Source organism: Tenacibaculum haliotis, assembly GCF_025215075.1.
GTDB lineage: Bacteria > Bacteroidota > Bacteroidia > Flavobacteriales > Flavobacteriaceae > Polaribacter > Polaribacter haliotis_B.
In genome coordinates this window covers 160,195-177,675 of the sequence record NZ_JAOBTH010000029.1, presented here as the reverse complement: position 1 = coordinate 177,675, position 17,481 = coordinate 160,195, and the positions used below count along the sequence as shown (strand labels likewise).

The 17,481-nt window shown below is 32.9% G+C and carries 16 protein-coding genes; 9 read left to right on the top strand and 7 right to left on the bottom strand.

Features of this window, described 5'->3' with window-relative positions; genetic code table 11:
• Positions 1 to 36: 36 nt before the first annotated feature.
• From N2251_RS12555 to N2251_RS12530, 6 genes are all read right to left on the bottom strand, one after another.
• Complete coding sequence (locus N2251_RS12555) at positions 37 to 1,104, bottom strand: CNNM domain-containing protein (protein WP_260587076.1); 1,068 nt, start codon at positions 1,102 to 1,104, stop codon at positions 37 to 39.
• Positions 1,105 to 1,194: 90 nt separating this feature from the next.
• Complete coding sequence (locus N2251_RS12550; RefSeq protein WP_260587075.1) at positions 1,195 to 2,034, bottom strand: DUF3078 domain-containing protein; 840 nt, start codon at positions 2,032 to 2,034, stop codon at positions 1,195 to 1,197.
• 75 nt (positions 2,035 to 2,109) lie between these two features.
• Complete coding sequence (locus N2251_RS12545) at positions 2,110 to 2,961, bottom strand: DUF3078 domain-containing protein (protein WP_260587074.1); 852 nt, start codon at positions 2,959 to 2,961, stop codon at positions 2,110 to 2,112.
• Positions 2,962 to 2,983: 22 nt separating this feature from the next.
• Entirely contained in the window at positions 2,984 to 3,493 is a 510-nt protein-coding gene (locus N2251_RS12540; RefSeq protein ID WP_260587073.1) for a DUF2480 family protein, read from the bottom strand.
• A 1-nt stretch (position 3,494) separates the two neighbouring features.
• Entirely contained in the window at positions 3,495 to 3,815 is a 321-nt protein-coding gene (locus N2251_RS12535) for an iron-sulfur cluster assembly protein (RefSeq protein ID WP_260587072.1), read from the bottom strand.
• Between the two features lie 12 nt (positions 3,816 to 3,827).
• On the bottom strand, positions 3,828 to 4,253 hold the full coding sequence (locus N2251_RS12530) for a SufE family protein (protein ID WP_260587071.1): 426 nt from the start codon (positions 4,251 to 4,253) through the stop codon (positions 3,828 to 3,830).
• Between the two features lie 73 nt (positions 4,254 to 4,326).
• Here N2251_RS12530 and N2251_RS12525 point away from each other — a divergent pair, with 73 nt between their 5' ends.
• Entirely contained in the window at positions 4,327 to 5,253 is a 927-nt protein-coding gene (locus N2251_RS12525) for a PfkB family carbohydrate kinase (protein ID WP_260587070.1), read from the top strand.
• A 72-nt stretch (positions 5,254 to 5,325) separates the two neighbouring features.
• Positions 5,326 to 7,224 (top strand): amidophosphoribosyltransferase, encoded by a 1,899-nt coding sequence (locus N2251_RS12520; protein WP_260587069.1) that lies wholly within the window; start codon positions 5,326 to 5,328, stop codon positions 7,222 to 7,224.
• A gap of 67 nt (positions 7,225 to 7,291) precedes the next feature.
• Here N2251_RS12520 and N2251_RS12515 read toward each other — a convergent pair whose 3' ends face one another.
• A complete protein-coding gene (locus N2251_RS12515) occupies positions 7,292 to 7,654 on the bottom strand; it encodes an SPOR domain-containing protein (RefSeq protein ID WP_260587068.1) in 363 nt (120 codons plus the stop codon).
• A gap of 215 nt (positions 7,655 to 7,869) precedes the next feature.
• Between N2251_RS12515 and N2251_RS12510 the strand changes: the two genes are divergently transcribed.
• From N2251_RS12510 to N2251_RS12480, 7 genes are read left to right on the top strand one after another with little or no spacing between them, the layout of a single operon-like run.
• The gene (locus N2251_RS12510; protein ID WP_260587067.1) at positions 7,870 to 9,159 is read left to right on the top strand and encodes a c-type cytochrome; all 1,290 of its coding nucleotides are present in this window, start codon (positions 7,870 to 7,872) and stop codon (positions 9,157 to 9,159) included.
• Positions 9,160 to 9,190: 31 nt separating this feature from the next.
• The gene (locus N2251_RS12505) at positions 9,191 to 12,331 is read left to right on the top strand and encodes a TAT-variant-translocated molybdopterin oxidoreductase (protein WP_260587066.1); all 3,141 of its coding nucleotides are present in this window, start codon (positions 9,191 to 9,193) and stop codon (positions 12,329 to 12,331) included.
• A 27-nt stretch (positions 12,332 to 12,358) separates the two neighbouring features.
• Complete coding sequence (gene nrfD, locus N2251_RS12500) at positions 12,359 to 13,759, top strand: NrfD/PsrC family molybdoenzyme membrane anchor subunit (protein ID WP_260587065.1); 1,401 nt, start codon at positions 12,359 to 12,361, stop codon at positions 13,757 to 13,759.
• Positions 13,749 to 14,279, top strand: coding sequence for a DUF3341 domain-containing protein (locus N2251_RS12495; protein ID WP_260587064.1), 531 nt, complete (start codon positions 13,749 to 13,751; stop codon positions 14,277 to 14,279). The genes nrfD and N2251_RS12495 overlap by 11 nt, the downstream gene beginning before the upstream one ends.
• 9 nt (positions 14,280 to 14,288) lie before the next feature.
• Positions 14,289 to 14,837 carry a c-type cytochrome gene (locus tag N2251_RS12490; RefSeq protein ID WP_260587063.1) on the top strand — a complete coding sequence of 183 codons (549 nt, stop codon included), beginning with the start codon at positions 14,289 to 14,291 and terminating at the stop codon, positions 14,835 to 14,837.
• Positions 14,838 to 14,859: 22 nt separating this feature from the next.
• The gene (locus N2251_RS12485) at positions 14,860 to 16,425 is read left to right on the top strand and encodes a quinol:cytochrome C oxidoreductase (protein ID WP_260587062.1); all 1,566 of its coding nucleotides are present in this window, start codon (positions 14,860 to 14,862) and stop codon (positions 16,423 to 16,425) included.
• Positions 16,426 to 16,459: 34 nt separating this feature from the next.
• A complete protein-coding gene (locus N2251_RS12480; protein WP_260587061.1) occupies positions 16,460 to 17,467 on the top strand; it encodes a cytochrome c oxidase subunit II in 1,008 nt (335 codons plus the stop codon).
• Positions 17,468 to 17,481 lie beyond the last annotated feature (14 nt).

Below are 17,481 nucleotides of genomic sequence, written 5' to 3'. Positions count from 1 at the left end.
ATATTCACTCCTTTTTTTATACCTTAATTTTAAAACTTATTTTTTATCTAAATCGTTTAGGTCACCTAGTTTTTTTTTCCAGTTTTTTCTTGCTAAACTCTGTAAATCGGCAACATTATCGCTTTCATCCATTATTTCGAAACCTAACAATGTTTCAATAACATCTTCTTGAGTAACTAAGCCACTTACCGATCCGTATTCATCAACCACTAACGCTAAATGTTCACGTTGTTTGATCAACTTGTCAAACAAATCAGGGATAGATAGATCTCTATTCGCTATAATTATATCTCTTTTAATTGATTTTAAAGGATTGTCGCCTTTTTTATCAATGATAGCTAGTAAGAGTTCGTCTTTTAAAAAATAACCTGTTATATTATCTGTTTTATCAGAAAATACAGGGATTCTAGAAAAGTGTAGTTTTTTATTAATATCAAAAAAAGATTGAATGGTTTGGTTTTCATCAGCAATTGTAATAACAGTACGCGGTGTCATGATATCCTTTGCTTGAACTTCTTTAAAGTTAAGCATGTTTCTAATAACATTGCTTTCATTTTCTTGAAAAACACCTTCTTTTTCAGCAATATCTGTCATAACAGAAAAATCTTCTCGGCTTAACACACTTTCGCCATGCCCACCTTTTCCTCCAATTAGTTTTGTTGTTAGTTGTAGTATCCATAAAACACCTGTCCATTTTAAAGGGAAAATCATTATGTTTAAAGCTTTTGTAGTAAAACCAGCAAGTTGTTTCCAGTAAGTAGCTCCCACAGTTTTAGGGATGATTTCTGAAGCAACAAGAATTAAAATAGTCATTGTTGCAGAAACGATAAAAACACCATAACCATCATCATTAAAAATTTTCTTAGCTTCGGTACCAACTAAAATAGCTCCTACTGTATGAGCAAGTGTGTTTAAGGTTAAGATAGCAATTAGTGGCTTATCTACATCCTTTTTTAATGTTTCTAGTTGTGTTGCAAAAACTTTCCCTTCTTTCTTTTTTACATTAACAAATGTAGGTGTTACACTTAGCAATACAGCTTCTAGTATTGAGCAGATGAATGAAAAAAAGATAGATACTGTTGCGTAAATTATTAATAAAGTCATTCTTTTTAAAATTTAGAGCTAAAATAGGTAAAAAAGAAAACCTCAAGGATATGATTCCTTGAGGTTTTCTTTTTATGTGAAAATAATTTATTAGAAACCGTAGTTTACTCCTAAACCAAATATTTCTTTTGTTTGAAATCCTTCATAAGCATTGTCGTCGTATATAGCTTGCATAGAAAGGTTTGCAGAGATATATTTATTAACTTTCATTACTACATTAACAGTGTAATCAATATCAACATTTTGAAAATCTTCTAAATAGTTACTGTATAAATTTAAGATGTTTTCAACAGAAATGTTTTTCATGATGTCTAATTTATAATACGCATTTACTGCTGCACCTAATTCGTAACGAGAGCTTTCTCCTTGTTTAACACCAAAAGCAGGTCCGAAATCAGTTAAATGAGAGTGAACTACAATTAATTTAGAAGTTGCTGGAGCGAAGTTTACTTTTAAATCATCAGATTTTTTCCATAACATACCTGGTCCAAATTGGAAATAAGCAGGTGAGAAAAAATGAGATGTTTGTACGCCAGCAACATCAGTTGAAGACATTTGTGTTTTAAAGTTTAAAAAAGCTGAGTAATACCAGTATCCAGAAGCTTTTTTACCAACCAAAGAATTAAATTCTAAACGGTCATCCGTTTTTTGAATATCTTCTTTTTTGATTTTTGTTAATCCGTAAGAAGCAAGTAGTTTGTTATCCCAAGTCCAATCTCCTTTGGTGTAGTTAAAATCGTAATTGATGCCTAAAGTACCAGATATGTTATTTGCACCACCAGCTAACCAGTTGTTAAATGCAGATTGATTGAATAAGAAAGAAATATTTCCGCCTCTTTTCCAGCCTTCCTTTAATTCTTCTTTTTTGTCTTCTTGTGCATTAATTGTTAAAGCACCGAATAAAATAGCTATGGCTAATAATTTTTTCATTGTAATGTATGTTTTTATTTTTAAAAAGAGTGAAGTCGCACTCCTTTAGGTTTAGACAATATTATTTATAAAAAGTCACTTCTGATGAAAAATATAATTTACTCCAAGCCCAAATACTTCTTTAAATTGTATTTTACTTGATGCATCGTCATCTATAATTGTATGTAACCCAAGATTTGTAGATATGTATTTGTTAATTTTAACAACTAGATTTAATTGATGGTTAATGTCAATGTTAAAAGGGTTTTTTAAATAATCGGAATATATAGCTACAATATTTTCCATGGTAATGTCTTTCATGATTTCTTGCTTAAAATAAGCAGATAAATTAAATCCTAATCCAAAATTAGTTTGTTTACCATCTTTTACACCGAATTTCCCAGAAAATTCAGAAGAAACAAAAGTGTAGCGAGCAGTGGCAGGAGCGATGTTTATTCGTGCGTTGTCAGATTTTTTCCAAAGCATACCAGGGCCGAAACTCCAATAAGCAGGAGAGAAAAAATCAGATTTAGGTGTTTTTATGTCATCTTTATATTCGTAACCCTTACTGTATTGTGTTTTGAAATTTGTGAAGAATGAAATAAACCAAAAATTAGAAGTTTTTAAACCTAATAAAGAGTTGTATTCGAAATTGTCATCTGTTTTTCTTAATCCTTTTTCATCAATATGACTTAATCCGTAACTTGTAGTTAATTTATTATCCCAGTTCCACTTATTTTTCTTGTAGTTAAAATCGTATTCAAGTCCCATATTTCCAGCAATGGTATTGTTACCTCCTGCTGCCCAATTTGCAAAAGAAGATTGGTTAAATAAAAAAGTATATTTACCTGTGACAGTTAGTCTTTTAGGAATACTATCTTTTTTTATCTCTTGAGAAAAAATATTGAAAGAACAACATACAAGTAGTATTAGTAGGAGCTTTTTCATTGTGAAAATAATTTAATAGGGGTTATTTCATTTTTTTATAAAGCGGAACGGTAGAGCAGGCTTCACCAAACATTATTGTTTTTGCTATTGGTTGAATTTTGCTAATTAATAAGGTGTAAGCAGATGCAGGTATCGGTTTATTCGTACAGCCTTTAATTATAATTGGTTTATCTTTAAACTGAGATACTTCTAACGTATTAATTACCTCTTGATAAATTACGGTTTCCAGTAATTCTAAACCTCCAACTACAGTCTTTTTTGCAAATGCAGATAATTGCGCTGTTAATAACAAATATGCCCAAGACGGAATAATAGCATCCGAAGAACAGGTGAGTGAAACATAATTGTTTTTGTATTGCGACCAATCATGGTTTTTCACTAGCTCTCTAAAATCTTTTTCACGAAGAATCAATTCTTCATATAGCCAATTTTTAATATCAAAAACTACCCTTTTCCCTTGAGGGTAGTAATCTTCAAGATCTATGGTTATTAATTTGCTGTTTGCAATTCTATTTATAATTTCTTTAGCCATTTTATAGCATTCCTAGTTCTAGTTTTGCTTCTTCACTCATCATTTCTTGCGTCCAAGTAGGATCGAAAGTAATTTCTACTTCACAAGCATTAATTTCTTTCAGTGATTTTACTTTTTCTTCAATATCAACAGGTAAACTTTCTGCAACTGGGCAGTTAGGTGATGTTAAAGTCATTAAAATTTTAGCATTATATTCTTCAGAAACAAATACATCATAAATTAAGCCTAACTCGTAAATATCAACAGGAATTTCTGGATCGTAAATTGTTTTTAAAACACCTACTATTTTATCTCCTAATTCGTCTAGTTCTTTATCGGTCATTTCGTTGTTCTTTTAATTCGTTAATTTCGATTGTTGTGCAATCGCATACATTTTTATTTGCTTTACCATAGAAACTAACCCATTTGCTCTTGTTGGACTTAAATGTTCTTTTAATCCTATTTGATCAATAAAATCGGTTTTAGCTTCAATAATTTCTTGCGGAGTTTGGTTAGAATATACTCTTAATAACAATGCTACAATTCCTTTAGTTAAAATAGCATCACTATCTGCGGTAAATTCAATAGTATCATTTTTTAATTCAGAATATAACCACACTTTTGATTGACATCCTTTTATTAAATTCTCATCTAATTTATAAGTATCATTTATTAAAGGTAACGATTTACCTAAGTCAATTATATATTCGTAACGTTCCATCCAGTCATCAAACATAGAAAACTCGTCAATAATTTCTTCTTGTATTTCTTTGATAGTCATTTTTTAAAACTATTTTTGCATCTTCAAAAGACACTTTATTTAAAAGTGCAAAATTACAGTAAAAAAATAAGAAATGAGTAAATTATTAGCAGTTGGTACCGTAGCTTTTGATGCTATTGAAACACCTTTTGGTAAAACAGATAAAATATTAGGAGGTTCTGGAACTTTTGTTGGTTTGGCAGCTTCTCAATTTGGTGTAAAAACAGGCGTAGTTTCTGTTGTTGGAGGAGATTTTTCGAAGTCATATTTAGATATGATGAACAACAAAGGAATTAATACCGATGGTATTGAAGTTGTTGAAGAAGGTAAAACTTTCTTTTGGAGTGGTAAATATCATAATGATATGAACTCTCGTGATACTTTAATTACTGAGTTAAATGTGTTAGAACACTTTACACCAGTAGTACCCGAAGAGTTTAAGGATGCAGGTATTGTTATGTTAGGTAATTTACACCCGTTAACACAAGCATCTGTTTTAGATCAAATGAACGAACGCCCTAAATTAGTAGTATTAGATACTATGAATTTTTGGATGGATATTGCTTTAGCAGATTTACATACCGTTTTAAAACGAGTAGATGTTATTACAATTAATGATGAAGAGGCGCGTCAGTTAAGTGGAGAATATTCGTTGGTGAATGCAGCGAAAAAAATCCATGAAATGGGACCAAAATATGTAGTGATTAAAAAAGGAGAACACGGAGCTTTATTGTTTAATGAAGGAAAGATGTTCTTTGCACCAGCATTGCCATTGGCAGAAGTTTTTGATCCAACAGGAGCAGGAGATACTTTTGCAGGAGGTTTTTGCGGGTATTTAGCAAAAACAGAAGATGTTTCGTTTAAAAATATGAAAAACGCAATTATCTATGGTTCTAATTTAGCTTCTTTTTGTGTTGAGAAATTCGGAACACAGCGAATGGAAGAACTAACGAAAGACGAAGTGCAAACGCGCTTGCAGTCTTTTAAAGAATTAACACAATTTGATATAGAATTATCATAAATAAAAATCCGCGCTTTTTGCTGCGGATTTTTTTATATAACAACAACACAATACAATTAAATATTTTATCAAATGAGTGACGCTATTAAACATGAATGTGGTATTGCAATGGTTAGATTATTAAAGCCATTACAATATTATAAAGACAAATACGGAACCGCATTTTATGGTGTAAATAAAATGTACTTGTTAATGGAAAAACAGCACAATCGTGGTCAAGACGGTGCAGGTTTGGCGAGTATTAAATTTAATGTAGCACCAGGAACAAGATATATTAGTAGAATACGATCTAATCAGTCGCAACCAATTCAAGATATCTTCGGAAAAGTAAATGAAAGAATTAGCGGTGTTTTAGAAGAAAATCCTGATAAAGTAGACGATACTAAGTGGCAAGAAGAAAATGTGCCTTATTTAGGAAACCTTTTTTTAGGGCACGTACGTTATGGTACTTTTGGTAAAAACTCTATAGAAAGCGTACATCCATTTTTGCGTCAAAGTAATTGGAAACATCAAAGTTTAATAGTTGCAGGTAATTTTAATATGACCAACTCTAAGCAATTGTTAAATGATTTAGTTGACTTAGGTCAGCATCCAAAAGAGTTTACAGATACGGTTACTGTAATGGAAAAAATCGGTCATTTTTTAGAAGATGAAGTTTCAGATTTATACATTAAAGCAAAAGAAGCAGGTTTTAGTAAAAAAGATGCATCACCGTTTATAGAAGAACATTTAGATATTCAGCGAATTTTACAGCGATCAGCAAAAAACTGGGATGGTGGTTATGCAATGGCAGGGCTGTTAGGACATGGTGATGCTTTTGTTTTAAGAGATCCGTCTGCAATTCGTCCAGCATTTTATTATCAAGATGATGAAGTTGTTGTGGTAGCATCAGAGCGCCCTGCAATTCAAACAGTATTTAATGTACCTATTGATGAGATTAAAGAAATAGATAGAGGACATGCTTTAATCATCAAAAAAGATGGTGAAGTTTCAATGAAATCGGTTTTAGAACAACGTGTTAAAAAAGCATGTTCTTTTGAGCGTATCTACTTTTCTAGAGGAAGCGATGCTTCAATTTATGAAGAGCGTAAAAATTTAGGGAAATATGTTTTTCCAGAAGTGTTAAAATCGATTGATAATGATATTGAAAATGCAGTTTTTTCTTACATTCCTAATACTGCTGAAACGTCATTCTTCGGAATGATGGAAGCTGCTGAGGATGTGTTGAATCAGCAAAAAACTGCTGCTATTTTAGCAGGTGATGGAAAATTATCAAAAGAAAGAGTTGTTGAGATTCTTTCTAAAAGACCACGTTTTGAAAAAATAGCCATTAAAGACGCAAAACTTCGAACTTTTATTACTGATGATAGTAGTCGTAATGATTTAGTAGCGCATGTATATGATGTAACGTACGGAGTTGTAAAATCAACTGATAATTTGGTGATTATTGATGATAGTATTGTGCGTGGTACTACTTTAAAGAAAAGTATTATTAAAATATTAGATCGTTTAAATCCGAAGAAAATAGTTGTAGTTTCTTCAGCGCCACAAATTCGTTATCCAGATTGTTATGGTATCGATATGGCTAAAATTAATGACTTTATCGCTTTTAAAGCAGCTTTAGAATTATTGAAAGAAACGGATCAATATCATATCATTGATACAGTTTACGAAAAGTGTAAAAAGCAGGCGTCGAATGAAGATAAAGACGTAGTTAATTATGTAAAGGAAATGTATGCCCCTTTTACTGATAAAGAAATTTCAGCTAAAATTGCTCAAATGTTAAAAACTGCTGATATTACATCAGATATTGAAGTGATTTTTCAGAATGTAGAAGATTTACATAAAGCATGTCCTGATAATTTAGGAGATTGGTATTTTACAGGAGATTATCCTACAGATGGAGGTAATCGAGTAGTAAACCAAGCGTTTATAAACTTTTATGAAGGAAGTGATGAAAGAGCCTATTAAAAGGTGATATTCAAAACAAAAAAAGCGAAATCAATTGATTTCGCTTTTTTTATTCTTAAATTTTGGTTTATAACGGAACAACAATGGCACCATTAAATTTTTCTTTTATATCATTCAAAGCTCTGTCGGCTTGTAATTTTGTTTTATAATTACCTACTTGTGCTTTCCAATCTGGTTGGTCGTATTTAAGTTTTGTATAAACACCAGGAAATTCAACTTGAAATCGATAGCGTAAGCTTTTAGCTCTTCTTTCCAAACCGTTATATAATTGGATTCTAAAGCCAGTTCCATTGTGTTTATTATACTCTCTTTTCTTTGCTATTAAGGAATTAATATCTTTATTATCAGTATAATTATCTTGAGCACTAGTGCTAAAAATACCAAAAGCAAGAGTTAAAATTAAACTTACTATAATGCTTCTTTTTTTCATTTTATTAAACTTTTTTACAAAAGTAACGACTTGTAATTTAATAGATTGTCTGCGGGGATTATTTAGAATAGTTATAAATTAAGAATTAGCAATCTCTTAACATTTCACAATTTAGAGAGAAGTAGTACTTTTGTCCAGCTTTCTATGTGCTGATTTTATATTAGCATTATAGAAAAAACTGTACCAAAACAGATACAAAACTTATATTTAATAGTATGAAAAGTGTGAAACATCACAGCAGATTAACCCAAACACTCGTAAAGAGTTTAGCTTTCTTATTAGTTTTATTCGTAAGCTTTTCAGCGTTTTCACAAGAAATTGACGAGGCGCGTCAGAAAGAAGGAAAGAAATTATTTAAGTCTTTATGTGCTTCTTGTCACAAGTTAGATAAAAAACTTGTGGGACCTAAGTTAGGTAGTATAGAAGAAAGAAGAGAAAACGACTGGTTGAAGTCTTGGATTAAAGACAATGCAGCGTTAAGAGCTTCTGGGGATAAGGATGCTAACGAAATTTTTGATGAATATAAGCAGTCTAACATGACCGCTTTTCCTCAGTTAACAGATAAAAATATCGATGATATTCTGTATTATACAACTGTAGGAGAAATTAAAAAAGCAGGTGAAGCAGTTGCTGCAGTTGGAGCTGCTGAAAAAGGTGATGCTCCAAGATGGTTGTTGTATTTATTAGCAGCAGCTATTATTACAGCTTTCTTAATTATTGCTAGTTTGTTAAAAACAATTAGTGAGTTAAAAGGAGCGCCAAAAACTCCTGGGTTATTAGGGCAAACAGCTGAGTTGTGGGCAGGTATTAAGAAAAATACTTTTTTACACGTGTTAACGGTAATATTCGGAGCCTTAATTGGAGCTTATATTTTATTCGGAACATTGTTTCAGGTAGGTGTTGATGAAGGGTATCAGCCAATTCAACCAATTGCTTTTTCACATAAAATTCACGCAGGTGATAATAAGATTGACTGTCAATACTGTCACTCTTCTGCAAAACACAGTAAAACTTCAGGTATTCCTTCAGTAAGTGTTTGTATGAATTGTCATAAAAACATTTCAGAAGTTGCTGATGATACGAAAGTAGTGATGGATGATCATACTTTAGTGAAGTCTGACTTAGATAAAGAAATTGCTAAGATTTATGATGCAGCCGGATGGGATGCTGAAAACTTAGAGTATACTGGTGAAACGAAACCTGTAAAATGGGTTAGAGTTCATAATTTACCAGATTTTGCATATTATAATCACTCACAACACGTAACAGTTGCAGGTTTAAAATGTCAGAAATGTCATGGGCCAGTTGAAGAAATGGAAGAAGTATATCAGTACTCTCCATTAACAATGGGTTGGTGTATCGATTGTCATAAAGAAACTAAGGTTGACTTAAAAGGAAACGAGTATTATGCGAAAATTCATAAAGAATTAGCAGCAAAGTATAACGTTGACCAAGTTACAATTGCTCAATTAGGAGGAAAAGAGTGTGGTAAGTGCCACTATTAATCAATTAGAAAGTAGAAAAACACGTATATAAATGGCTTCAAACAAAAAATACTGGCAAAGTGTTGAAGAACTTAAAGGTAGTTCTGTTGTTGAAACGCTACGTAATAATGAGTTTGTACAAGATATTCCTACAGATGAGTTTTTAGGTGATAAAGAAACATTAGAAACATCATCTACTTCACGTAGAGATTTCTTGAAATACGTTGGATTTACAACAGCTGCCGCTTCTTTAGCTGCCTGTGAAGGTCCCGTAAGAAAATCAATCCCTTATGTAGTACAACCTAATGATATCGTTGCAGGCGTTGCTGATTGGTATGCAACTACAATTGCAGATGGTTTTGATTTTGCAAACGTATTAGTAAAAACACGCGAAGGTCGTCCTATTCTTGTAATGCCTAATAAGCAAGCAGGAGGAGAAACAAACGCACGTACGCAAGCATCTGTCTTATCATTATATGATGGTGACTTACGTTTAAAAGAACCTAAAAAAGGAGGTGCTGAAATTTCTTGGGCTGATGCCGATAAAGAAATTGTAGCTAAACTTAATGAATTAAAAGATGCAAACGAACCAGTAGTTTTATTAACAGGTACTTTAGCGAGTCCTTCTACTGAAAAAGTAATTGCTGATTTTACTGCTGCATATCCAAACGTTAAACACGTTGTTTATGATGCAATTTCAGAAAGTGCAACTGCTGATGCTTTTGAAGCTATGTATGGTAAACGTGCTATGCCTAATTACGATTTTAGTAAAGCAGAAGTAATTGTTTCTGTCGGTGCTGATTTTATTGGTGATTGGCAAGGTGGATATGAGAAATCTTATGCAGATGGGCGTAGAGCTGAGTCTGGTAAAATGTCTCACCATGTTCAAATAGAAAGTAATATGTCTTTAGCAGGAGCAAATGCTGATAAAAGAATGGTGGTAAAGCCTTCTGATCAAGTATACGCTTTGGTTAATTTATATAATGCTGTAACAGGAGAATCTCTTCCGTCTAAAGCAACAAAGCTTGATGCTGAAATTAAAAAGCTAGCTAGCGATTTAAAGAAAGCAGGTTCAAAAGGAGTTGTAGTTACAGGTTTAAATGATAAAAACGCTCAGTTAATTGCCTTTGCAATTAATGAGAAATTAAATAGTGAGATTTTCGATACTCAAGCCGTTAATTTAACGCGTCAAGGTAACGATACTCAAGTAGCTGAATTAGTTGCAGATATTAAAAGTGGTAAGGTTAAAGGTTTAGTTACTTATAACACCAACCCTTTATATACTTTAGCAAATGCAAATGAATTAGCAGAAGGAATTAAAAAATTAAAATTATCTGTTGCTTTATCTACTCAAGATGATGTAACAGCTAAGGCTACACAATATACACTGCCTACACCTCATAACTTAGAAAGTTGGGGAGATGTTATGGCAACTAAAGGTACTTATAGTTTAATGCAGCCAACTATTTCTCCATTATTTAATACACGTCAGTTACAAGATGTGTTGTTAAAATGGTCTGGTAGTTCTGTAAACTATTACGATACTTTAAAAGAATTTTGGAGCACTACTGTTTTAGGTGGCGCATCTTGGAATCAAGCATTACATGATGGTTTCTTTAAACCAGAAACATTATCAGCAGAAGAGGCTTTTGAAACTACAGTAGTTATAAATACAGCTGCAGTTGAATTAGTAAGAGCTGCTCATAATTCTTCAGGATTCGAATTAAACTTATATTCATCAACTGCATTAGGTGATGGTAAGCAGGCCAACAACCCTTGGTTACAAGAATTACCAGATCCTATTACTCGTGCAGCTTGGGATAACTACCTAACTGTTTCTATGGCTGATGCTAGAGAATTAGGTTTTGAAAACCCAGTGAAAGATAACGGAGCAATTAACGGTAACTACGCAAGCGTAACAGTAAACGGAGTAACAATTAAGAATGTTCCTGTAATGATTCAGCCAGGTCAAGCAAAAGGATCGGTTGGTTTAGCATTAGGTTATGGTAGAACTGAAGGTTTAAAAGAAGAGATGCAAGTTGGTATTAACGCGTATCCTTTCTTAAAGAATGGTAACAATGTACAATACAATGTTGCTATCGAGAAAACTTCAGGATGGCATAAGTTTGCTTGTACTCAGGTACAAAGTACACTTGCAGGTCGTCATGATATCTTAAAAGAAGCTACATTACAACAAGTTAATAATAAAAACTTAGACCCAAAACATACTTGGAATAAGCCAGCAATGGTTTCTTATGATCACCAAGAAACAGAGGCTAGTAAAATAGACTTATGGGACGATCATAATCGTGAAGTTGGTCACCACTTTAATTTATCTATTGATTTAACATCTTGTACAGGATGTGGGGCATGTGTAGTAGCATGTCATGCAGAAAACAATGTGCCAGTTGTAGGTAAAGATGAAGTACGTGTAGGTAGAGATATGCACTGGTTACGTATCGATCGTTATTATTCTTCTACTGTTGCAGATAAGCAGCATGAAGCTTCAATGACTATTGAAGAATTCAAAGCAGAGAATCCTAACTTAGCGAATAAAGACGTTGAAAGAAAGTATACAGAAAGAGTTTTAGAATTAAGTAAAGGTGATTTATTTGACGCTTTAGAAAATTCTGCAGAAAACCCAGAAGTAGCTTTCCAACCAATGATGTGTCAGCACTGTAATCACGCACCATGTGAAACAGTTTGTCCGGTTGCAGCAACATCTCACGGTCGTCAAGGTCAAAATCAAATGGCATATAACAGATGTGTTGGTACAAGATACTGTGCAAACAACTGTCCATATAGAGTACGTCGTTTCAACTGGTTTAACTATGCTGAAAATAACGAATTCGATTTCAACATGAACAACGAATACGGTAAGATGGTGTTAAATCCAGATGTAGTAGTTCGTTCTCGTGGAGTTATGGAAAAATGTTCTATGTGTATTCAAATGACTCAAGCAACTATCTTAAAAGCTAAAAAAGAAGGTAGAGCTGTAAATAAAGACGAATTTGAAACAGCATGTTCATCAGCTTGTTCTACAGGAGCAATGGTGTTTGGAGATGTTAACAATTCTGAAGATGCAGTAGCAGCATTAAAAGAAGATAATAGAGCTTTCCACGTGTTAGACTATATTGGTACAAAACCAAACGTAGTATACCAAGTGAAAGTAAGAAATACAAACGAAGCTTAATAATATAATTAATAAGTATATAGATTTATGTCGTCTCATTACGAATCATCTTATAGAGAACCTTTAGTGTTGGGTAACAAAAGTTACCATGATATCACTGAAGACATTGCAAAACCTATCGAAGGTAAAGCAAATCAAAATTGGTATATCGCATTTTATATTTCTTTAGCAGCAATGCTATGGGGATTTGGATGTATTTTCTACACAGTCGGTACTGGTATCGGTGTGTGGGGATTAAGTAAAAACATTGGTTGGGCTTGGGATATTACCAACTTCGTTTGGTGGGTAGGTATTGGTCACGCAGGAACATTGATTTCGGCAGTACTATTACTATTCCGTCAAAAATGGAGAATGGCAATTAACCGTTCGGCAGAAGCAATGACAATCTTTGCGGTTTTTCAAGCAGGATTATTTCCAATTATTCACATGGGGCGTCCATGGAATGGATATTGGGTGTTACCAATGCCAAACCAATTTGGTTCGCTATGGGTAAACTTTAACTCACCATTATTATGGGATGTATTTGCAATTTCAACTTATTTATCGGTATCATTAGTTTTCTGGTGGACAGGTTTATTACCAGATTTTGCAATGATTCGTGATAGAGCAGTAAAGCCTTTTCAAAAGAAAATTTACGCTTTATTATCTTTCGGATGGTCTGGTAGAGCAAAAGATTGGCAACGTTTTGAAGAAGTGTCTTTAGTGTTAGCAGGTTTAGCAACACCATTAGTACTTTCTGTACACACAATCGTATCGATGGATTTTGCTACTTCTATTAACCCAGGATGGCACTCAACAATATTTCCACCTTACTTCGTAGCAGGAGCAATCTTTTCAGGATTTGCAATGGTACAAACCTTATTAGGTATTATGCGTAAGGTTACTAATATGGAAGCTTATATTACACGTTTGCACGTAGAATATATGAATATCGTAATCCTTTTAACAGGTGGTATTGTTGCTGTAGCATATGCAACAGAATTCTTTATCGCATGGTATACAGGTTCACCTTATGAAAACTATACATACTTATCATTTGGAGCCGAAGCAGGAGCATACGGATGGGCATTTTGGTCATTATTATGGTGTAACATCATTTTACCACAGTTTTTATGGATTAAGAAATTAAGAAGAAGTTTTATCTTTTCTTTTATCATCTCAATCATTATAAACATTGGTATGTGGTTTGAGCGTTTTGATATTATCGCAATTGTATTAAGTAAAGGACACTTACCATCTACATGGTGGCGTTTTGAACCAACATTTGTTGATGTAGGTATTTTTGTAGGAACTATCGGATTTTTCTTTGTATTATTCTTATTATATGCAAGAACATTCCCAGTAATAGCACAGGCAGAAGTTAAGACAATCTTGAAATCTTCAGGAGAGAATTTTAAAAAATTAAGAGAGGAGAACAATGAGCACTAATAAAGTAATTCACGCATTTTACAATGATGATGATATCTTAATGGATGCCGTTAAGAAAATCAAAGGAGAAAATCATCACCATATCGAAGAAGTATTTTGTCCATTTCCAGTTCACGGACTAGACAAAGCATTAGGATTAGCGCCAACACGTTTAGCAATTACTGCATTCTTTTACGGAATTACAGGATTATGCTTTGCTATTTGGATGACTAATTACATGATGATTCAAGATTGGCCACAAGATATTGGTGGTAAGCCTAACTTTAGTTGGTTTACAAATATGCCAGCTTTTGTACCAATTATGTTTGAATTAACAGTGTTTTTTGCAGCTCACTTAATGGTTATTACTTTTTATATGAGAAGTAGAATATGGCCATTTAAAGAAGCAGAAAATCCAGATCCAAGAACTACAGATGATCATTTCTTAATGGAGATCCCTGTTCATGGTAATGAAGACGAGTTAAAAGCATTGGTTGAATCGACTGGAGCTGTAGAGATTAACATAGTAGAAAAGCACTAATAAAGAGATATGAAAAGTTTTGTAAAAATAATCGTCGCTTTAGTTGTAATAACAAGTGTTATTTCATGTGGTGATAAACGTACACCTCAATTACAATATATGCCAGATATGTATGTATCTGTTCCTTATGACGTAAATGGTGCTGATGGTTTAAATGCTAAAATGGTTAATAGATTACCAGTTGCAGGAACTGTAAGCAGAAAAGGTATTGTAGCATATGATATTCCGAATACTCAAGAAGGATATGAGAAAGCAAAAGCTGAATTGAAAAATCCATTAGCTGTTACTGAAAAGAATTTATCAAAAGGTAAAGAGTTATACGGAATTTACTGTGCTACTTGTCACGGAACAAAAGGTGATGGTAATGGAGTTTTATCTCAAAGAGATAAATTTAATGGTATACCAAATTATAAAGACAGAGATTTAAATTCAGGAAATATTTACCATGTTATTATGTATGGTAAAAATTTAATGGGATCTCATGCTACACAATTACAGTACAAGGAGCGTTGGCAAGTTGTACAGTATGTAGAGAAGTTAAGAAGCGAATTAAAATAAGTATATAATAGATAGTTAAGATATGTACAAGTTTTCAGGAAAATTAAAAATGCTAGCTATTATTTTAATGGCTTTGGGACTTATAGGAACTGTTTGGAGTTTTTATAGTGCACCTAAAACATTAAAAGAAGCAAAAGAGATTTTAGCAAAACAACACGATGCTCATGGAGCAGACCACAGTGTTGCTGACTCTCATGAAACAACAGCAGTAGCACATGTTGAAGAAGCGAAAGCTGAAGCGCATGGTGAAGAAGAAAATCATGAAGAAAAAGTAACTGAAGAGCATGCTAGCGATAGTACAGCTGTTCATACAACAGATACTGAGACAAAACAAGTAGCAGATTCAACACATAAAGCAGCAGTAAAAGAACATCATACTGAAACTGAAGTTGCGCATACTGATGCTGTTAAAACGCACGAAGAGAATCATGATGCTCATGCAGAACATGCTTTTCACCAAATGCAGAATCGCCCTTGGGCAGCATTCTTTGTAGCTTTAATGTTTTTCTTAGGAGTTACATTATTAGTGTTAGCTTTTTACGCAATACAAAGAGTAGCACAAGCAGGTTGGTCTATCGTATTATTTAGAGTAATGGAAGCTATTACAGCAAACTTACACTATGTAAGTGCTATAATGTTAGTGTTTTTAATCGCTACATTTATGCATATGAATCATTTATTCCCTTGGATGGGTGAAGGTGTTTTTGATCCACAAAGTCCAAACTACGATGCTGTAGTAGATGGTAAAAAATGGTTTTTAAATACACCAGGATGGTTAATGAGAAGTATCTTTTATTTAACGGTATGGAATGTATATCGTTTTGTAATTAGAAAAGGATCTATAGCGCAAGAAAACGGAGATTTAAAATTACACAAAAGAAATTATAATATTTCTGTAATTTTCTTATTCCTTTTTATGATTACTGAATCTATGATGTCTTGGGATTGGATTATGGGTATCGACCCACACTGGTTCTCTACATTATTCGGTTGGTATGTATTAGCAACTTTCTTAGTCTCAGCTTTAACAGTAATTGCTTTTGTAACAATTTATTTAAGAGCTAAAGGTCATTTACCATTTGTAAACGATAGTCATATTCATGATTTAGCAAAATACATGTTTGGTTTTTCAGTATTCTGGACATACTTATGGTTTGCACAGTTTATGTTAATCTGGTATGCGGATATTCCTGAAGAAACTACCTATTTCTTATTGCGTTTTAATGAATACAAAGTGCCGTTTTTAGCAATGGTAGTTATGAATTTCATCTTTCCAATATTATTATTAATCAATAGCGATTTTAAAAGCGTTCCTTGGTTTGTAACAATAGGAGGAGTTGTAATCTTAGCTGGTCATTATTTAGATTTATTCGTAATGATTATGCCAGGAACAGTTGGAGCTCAATACGGGTTCGGAATAGGAGAAATAAGTGGTATTTTATTCTTCTTAGGATTGTTTATATACGCTACTTTTAGCGCATTCGCAAAAGCAAATCCACTAGCAAAAGGAAATCCATTCTTACACGAGAGTGAAACACACCATTACTATAACATCGAACACAGAGGTGAAGATAGTAACGACCATTAATAATTATAATTAATAAACAAATAGTTTAGATAATATGCTCGCTTTATTTTATATTTTCATAGCAGTTGCAATAGGAGTTAGTTTCTGGCAAATTACTCGTATCATGAATCTTCGTTCTGTACTTGCTACAGATAAGGACAACGAAACACAAGGTAAATTAGCCATAGGATTCTTAGTTTTCCTATACGCAATGATGGTTTACTGTTTAATAGCAATGAATGTAATTATGTTACCTGAATCTGCTTCAATTGAAGGAGAACACGATGACAATTTATTTAATATTACGTTTTGGCTAATTGGTATTGTACAATTTGCAATGCAATTCTTAATTTTCTTTTTTACTTATAAGTATAGAGGAAAAAAAGAAAACAAAGCATTGTTTTATGCAGATAGCCATAAGTTAGAATTAATATGGACGGTTATACCAGCAGTTACAATTGTAATCTTAATTGGTTATGGTTTATGGGCATGGAACAATATTATGTATGTTGGTGATGATGAAAATCCGATTGAAATTGAAGTATATTCAAGACAATTCGACTGGCAAGCACGTTACGCAGGAGCAGATAATGAATTAGGTTTAGGAAATGTAAACTTTATTAAAGGGATCAATTCTATGGGAGTTGATATGTCTGACCCTAGTTCTCAAGATGATAAAAAAGTAACAGAATTAGTTTTACCAAAAGGGAAAAAGATCTTATTTAAGTTCCGTTCTCAAGACGTATTACACTCAGCTTATATGCCTCACTTTAGAGCGCAAATGAACTGTGTACCTGGTATGGTTACTCAATTTGCATTTACACCTAAGTTTACAACCGAAGAAATGCGTCAAAGTTCTGAAGTTATTGCAAAAACTGATGGAATTAATAAAATCAGAAAAGTAAAAGGAGAAGATCCTTATGAGTTTGATTACTTGTTGTTGTGTAATAAAATTTGTGGTGCATCTCACTACAATATGCAAATGAAAATTACTGTTGTTGAAGAAGCTGAATACAACAAGTGGTTATCAGAACAAAAAACGTTAGCTCAAGTTATTAAATAAGATATTTTTTAAAA

What these genes read in the sequence shown, in the direction of transcription:
- N2251_RS12530 (WP_260587071.1), bottom strand. Translation starts at nt 4,253, where the DNA reads ATGACTATCAAAGAAATACAAGAAGAAATTATTGACGAGTTTTCTATG.
- N2251_RS12550 (WP_260587075.1), bottom strand. Translation starts at nt 2,034, where the DNA reads ATGAAAAAATTATTAGCCATAGCTATTTTATTCGGTGCTTTAACAATT.
- N2251_RS12510 (WP_260587067.1), top strand. Translation starts at nt 7,870, where the DNA reads ATGAAAAGTGTGAAACATCACAGCAGATTAACCCAAACACTCGTAAAG.
- N2251_RS12480 (WP_260587061.1), top strand. Translation starts at nt 16,460, where the DNA reads ATGCTCGCTTTATTTTATATTTTCATAGCAGTTGCAATAGGAGTTAGT.
- nrfD (WP_260587065.1), top strand. Translation starts at nt 12,359, where the DNA reads ATGTCGTCTCATTACGAATCATCTTATAGAGAACCTTTAGTGTTGGGT.
- N2251_RS12540 (WP_260587073.1), bottom strand. Translation starts at nt 3,493, where the DNA reads ATGGCTAAAGAAATTATAAATAGAATTGCAAACAGCAAATTAATAACC.
- N2251_RS12490 (WP_260587063.1), top strand. Translation starts at nt 14,289, where the DNA reads ATGAAAAGTTTTGTAAAAATAATCGTCGCTTTAGTTGTAATAACAAGT.
- N2251_RS12515 (WP_260587068.1), bottom strand. Translation starts at nt 7,654, where the DNA reads ATGAAAAAAAGAAGCATTATAGTAAGTTTAATTTTAACTCTTGCTTTT.
- N2251_RS12485 (WP_260587062.1), top strand. Translation starts at nt 14,860, where the DNA reads ATGTACAAGTTTTCAGGAAAATTAAAAATGCTAGCTATTATTTTAATG.
- N2251_RS12555 (WP_260587076.1), bottom strand. Translation starts at nt 1,104, where the DNA reads ATGACTTTATTAATAATTTACGCAACAGTATCTATCTTTTTTTCATTC.
- N2251_RS12525 (WP_260587070.1), top strand. Translation starts at nt 4,327, where the DNA reads ATGAGTAAATTATTAGCAGTTGGTACCGTAGCTTTTGATGCTATTGAA.
- N2251_RS12545 (WP_260587074.1), bottom strand. Translation starts at nt 2,961, where the DNA reads ATGAAAAAGCTCCTACTAATACTACTTGTATGTTGTTCTTTCAATATT.
- N2251_RS12535 (WP_260587072.1), bottom strand. Translation starts at nt 3,815, where the DNA reads ATGACCGATAAAGAACTAGACGAATTAGGAGATAAAATAGTAGGTGTT.
- N2251_RS12495 (WP_260587064.1), top strand. Translation starts at nt 13,749, where the DNA reads ATGAGCACTAATAAAGTAATTCACGCATTTTACAATGATGATGATATC.
- N2251_RS12520 (WP_260587069.1), top strand. Translation starts at nt 5,326, where the DNA reads ATGAGTGACGCTATTAAACATGAATGTGGTATTGCAATGGTTAGATTA.
- N2251_RS12505 (WP_260587066.1), top strand. Translation starts at nt 9,191, where the DNA reads ATGGCTTCAAACAAAAAATACTGGCAAAGTGTTGAAGAACTTAAAGGT.